At 49.6% G+C, this 4,274-nt stretch carries 3 protein-coding genes; all 3 read left to right on the top strand.

All coding sequences use genetic code 11. From position 1 onward, the window contains the following. The first annotated feature begins 238 nt into the window (after positions 1 to 238). Complete coding sequence (gene focA, locus AB7E14_RS21280) at positions 239 to 1,096, top strand: formate transporter FocA (protein ID WP_043001197.1); 858 nt, start codon at positions 239 to 241, stop codon at positions 1,094 to 1,096. A 56-nt stretch (positions 1,097 to 1,152) separates the two neighbouring features. Continuing rightward, the gene (gene pflB / locus AB7E14_RS21275) at positions 1,153 to 3,435 is read left to right on the top strand and encodes a formate C-acetyltransferase (RefSeq protein ID WP_043001198.1); all 2,283 of its coding nucleotides are present in this window, start codon (positions 1,153 to 1,155) and stop codon (positions 3,433 to 3,435) included. A 204-nt stretch (positions 3,436 to 3,639) separates the two neighbouring features. Next, positions 3,640 to 4,274: pyruvate formate lyase 1-activating protein (gene pflA / locus AB7E14_RS21270; RefSeq protein WP_428169913.1), on the top strand; the 635-nt coding region annotated here is incomplete at its 3' end.

Raw genomic sequence — 4,274 nt, 5'->3', positions numbered from 1 at the left:
TCTGCCAATTACTCCATATTAATTAACTGGCTAACAGACGTAGGAAGGAAAATTTTCAACTCATTTGCTAAAATTTAAAATTTATTTTTATCATAAAAATCAAATAATTACTCCGTAATTGCATAAAAACCATGCGTATTACGGGCCTATAAGCCAGGCGGGATATGATCTACATCAATTTCTCATCTATAATGCTTTGTTAGTATCTCGTCGCCGACTTAATAAAGAGAGAGTTAGTGTGAAAGCTGACAACCCTTTTGATCTTTTACTCCCTGCAGCAATGGCCAAAGTGGCCGAAGAGGCAGGTGTCTATAAAGCAACGAAACATCCGCTTAAGACTTTCTTCCTGGCAATTACTGCCGGTGTGTTCATTTCCATCGCCTTTGTTTTCTATATCACTGCAACGACCGGTACAGGTACGATGCCGTTTGGTATGGCGAAACTGATTGGCGGTATCTGCTTCTCTCTGGGGTTGATTCTTTGCGTCATCTGCGGTGCAGACCTCTTTACGTCAACCGTGTTGATTGTCGTTGCCAAAGCCAGTGGCCGAATCACCTGGGGTCAGTTGGCAAAAAACTGGCTCAACGTCTATTTTGGTAACCTGATTGGTTGCTTGCTCTTTGTGCTATTGATGTGGCTTTCCGGCGAATATATGGTCGCCAACGGCCAGTGGGGACTGAACGTCCTGCAAACCGCCGACCACAAAATGCACCATACTTTTGTTGAAGCCGTCAGCCTCGGTATCCTCGCAAACCTGATGGTATGCCTGGCTGTATGGATGAGCTACTCAGGCCGTAGCCTGATGGATAAAGCGTTTATCATGGTATTACCAGTTGCGATGTTTGTTGCCAGCGGTTTTGAGCACAGTATCGCAAACATGTTTATGATTCCGATGGGTATTGTAATCCGTGATCTCGCAACACCGGAGTTCTGGAGCGCAGTTGGCTCGACGCCGGAAAGTTTTTCTCACCTGACCGCGATGAACTTCATCACTGATAACCTGATTCCGGTTACGATCGGTAACATTATCGGCGGGGGTTTGTTGGTTGGGTTGACATACTGGGTCATTTATCTGCGTGACAACGATCATCATTAATTGATGTCGCGATACACGCAGTAAATAAAAAATCCACTTAAGAAGGTAGGTGTTACATGTCCGAGCTTAATGAAAAGTTAGCCACAGCCTGGGAAGGTTTTACCAAAGGTGACTGGCAGAATGAAGTAAACGTCCGTGACTTCATTCAGAAAAACTACACTCCGTACGAGGGTGACGAGTCCTTCCTGGCTGGCGCGACTGATGCGACCACTGCACTGTGGGACAGCGTAATGGAAGGCGTTAAACAGGAAAACCGCACTCACGCGCCTGTTGACTTTGACACCTCTGTTGCTTCCACCATCACTTCTCACGACGCTGGCTACATCAATAAAGCGCTCGAGAAAATTGTTGGTCTGCAAACTGAAGCTCCGCTGAAACGTGCGATCATCCCGTTCGGTGGTATCAAAATGGTTGAAGGTTCCTGCAAAGCGTACAACCGCGAACTGGACCCGATGCTGAAAAAAATCTTCACTGAATATCGTAAAACCCACAACCAGGGCGTTTTCGATGTTTACACCAAAGACATTCTGAACTGCCGTAAATCCGGTGTTCTGACTGGTCTGCCGGATGCCTATGGCCGTGGCCGTATCATCGGTGACTACCGTCGCGTTGCGCTGTACGGTATCGACTTCCTGATGAAAGACAAATACGCTCAGTTCGTTTCCCTGCAGTCTGACCTGGAAAACGGCGTAAACCTGGAAGCGACTATCCGTCTGCGTGAAGAAATTGCTGAACAGCACCGTGCGCTGGGTCAGATCAAAGAGATGGCTGCGAAATATGGCTGCGATATCTCTGGTCCGGCAACCAACGCTCAGGAAGCGATTCAGTGGACTTACTTCGGCTACCTGGCTGCGGTTAAATCTCAGAACGGCGCGGCAATGTCCTTCGGTCGTGTCTCCACCTTCCTGGATGCATACATTGAACGTGACCTGAAAGCAGGCAAAATCACTGAACAAGACGCTCAGGAAATGATTGACCACCTGGTCATGAAACTGCGTATGGTTCGTTTCCTGCGTACGCCTGAATATGATGAACTGTTCTCCGGCGACCCGATTTGGGCAACGGAATCCATCGGTGGTATGGGCGTTGATGGCCGTACTCTGGTTACCAAAAACAGCTTCCGCTTCCTGAACACACTGTACACCATGGGTCCGTCTCCGGAGCCGAACATCACCGTTCTGTGGTCTGAAAAACTGCCTCTGAACTTCAAGAAATTCGCCGCTAAAGTGTCCATCGACACCTCTTCTCTGCAGTATGAGAACGATGACCTGATGCGTCCGGACTTCAACAACGACGATTACGCTATCGCTTGCTGCGTAAGCCCAATGGTTGTTGGTAAACAAATGCAGTTCTTCGGTGCGCGTGCAAACCTGGCGAAAACCATGCTGTACGCAATCAACGGCGGCGTTGATGAAAAACTGAAAATGCAGGTTGGCCCGAAATCTGAGCCAATCAAAGGCGACGTGCTGAACTATGACGAAGTCATGGAGCGCATGGACCACTTCATGGACTGGCTGGCTAAGCAGTATGTCACCGCGCTGAACGTTATCCACTACATGCACGACAAGTACAGCTACGAAGCCTCTCTGATGGCGCTGCACGATCGTGACGTTATTCGCACCATGGCATGTGGTATCGCAGGTCTGTCCGTTGCGGCTGACTCCCTGTCTGCTATCAAATATGCGAAAGTTAAACCGATTCGTGATGAAGACGGTCTGGCTATCGACTTCGAAATCGAAGGCGAATACCCGCAGTTTGGTAACAACGACGCGCGCGTTGATGACATGGCGGTTGACCTGGTTGAACGTTTCATGAAGAAAATTCAGAAACTGAAAACCTACCGTGATGCTATCCCGACGCAGTCTGTTCTGACCATCACCTCTAACGTTGTGTATGGTAAGAAAACCGGTAACACCCCAGATGGTCGTCGTGCTGGCGCGCCGTTCGGACCAGGTGCTAACCCGATGCACGGTCGTGACCAGAAAGGTGCTGTTGCCTCTCTGACTTCTGTTGCTAAACTGCCGTTTGCTTACGCGAAAGATGGTATCTCTTATACCTTCTCTATCGTTCCGAACGCACTGGGTAAAGACGACGAAGTTCGTAAGACTAACCTGGCCGGTCTGATGGATGGTTACTTCCACCATGAAGCGTCCATCGAAGGTGGTCAGCACCTGAACGTGAACGTGATGAACCGTGAAATGCTGCTGGACGCGATGGAACATCCGGAAAAATATCCGCAGCTGACCATCCGTGTATCTGGTTATGCAGTACGTTTTAACTCCCTGACGAAAGAACAGCAGCAGGACGTTATTACCCGTACCTTCACTCAGACCATGTAATGTGTTTTGACTGAAATCACGCGGTAAAAGGCGTACAATAAAGGCTCCACGTAAGTGGGGCCTTTTTAACAGGTCGTTTCCCGACTGCAGCCTGTTTTGTCAGCTATCTATACTCAATGGATAACCGCCAAAACAGACTCGACACAGCCAATGAGCTGTGCACCAACACGGCCCCGGATGGGCCACATCTGGAGAAACACCGCAATGTCAGTTATTGGTCGCATTCACTCCTTTGAATCCTGTGGTACCGTTGACGGCCCAGGCATCCGCTTTATTACTTTCTTCCAGGGCTGCCTGATGCGCTGTCTGTATTGCCACAACCGCGATACGTGGGACACGCATGGCGGTAAAGAAGTCACCGTTGAAGAACTGATGAAAGAGGTCGTGACCTATCGCCACTTTATGAACGCATCCGGCGGCGGCGTAACGGCGTCAGGCGGTGAAGCCATCCTGCAAGCGGAATTTGTCCGTGACTGGTTTCGTGCCTGTAAGCAAGAAGGTATCCATACCTGTCTGGATACCAATGGTTTTGTTCGCCGCTACGACCCGGTGATTGATGAACTGCTGGAAGTCACTGACCTGGTGATGCTCGACCTCAAGCAGATGAATGATGAGATCCACCAGAACCTGGTCGGCGTTTCCAACCACCGTACGCTGGAGTTCGCCCGCTATCTGGCAAACAAAAATATCAACGTGTGGATCCGTTACGTCGTGGTACCTGGCTGGTCCGACGATGACGACTCCGCGCACCGACTCGGTGAATTTACCCGCGATATGGGCAACGTTGAAAAAATCGAGCTCCTGCCCTATCACGAACTGGGTAAACATAAATGGGTGGC

Source organism: Citrobacter sp., assembly GCF_050252275.1.
Classification (GTDB): domain Bacteria; phylum Pseudomonadota; class Gammaproteobacteria; order Enterobacterales; family Enterobacteriaceae; genus Citrobacter_A; species Citrobacter_A amalonaticus.
Note: the sequence above shows the minus strand (reverse complement) of the source record. Positions and strands in the feature narration are given on the sequence as shown.

Coding starts and splice junctions, on each gene's coding strand:
- pflB (WP_043001198.1), top strand. CDS start 1,153: ATGTCCGAGCTTAATGAAAAGTTAGCCACAGCCTGGGAAGGTTTTACC.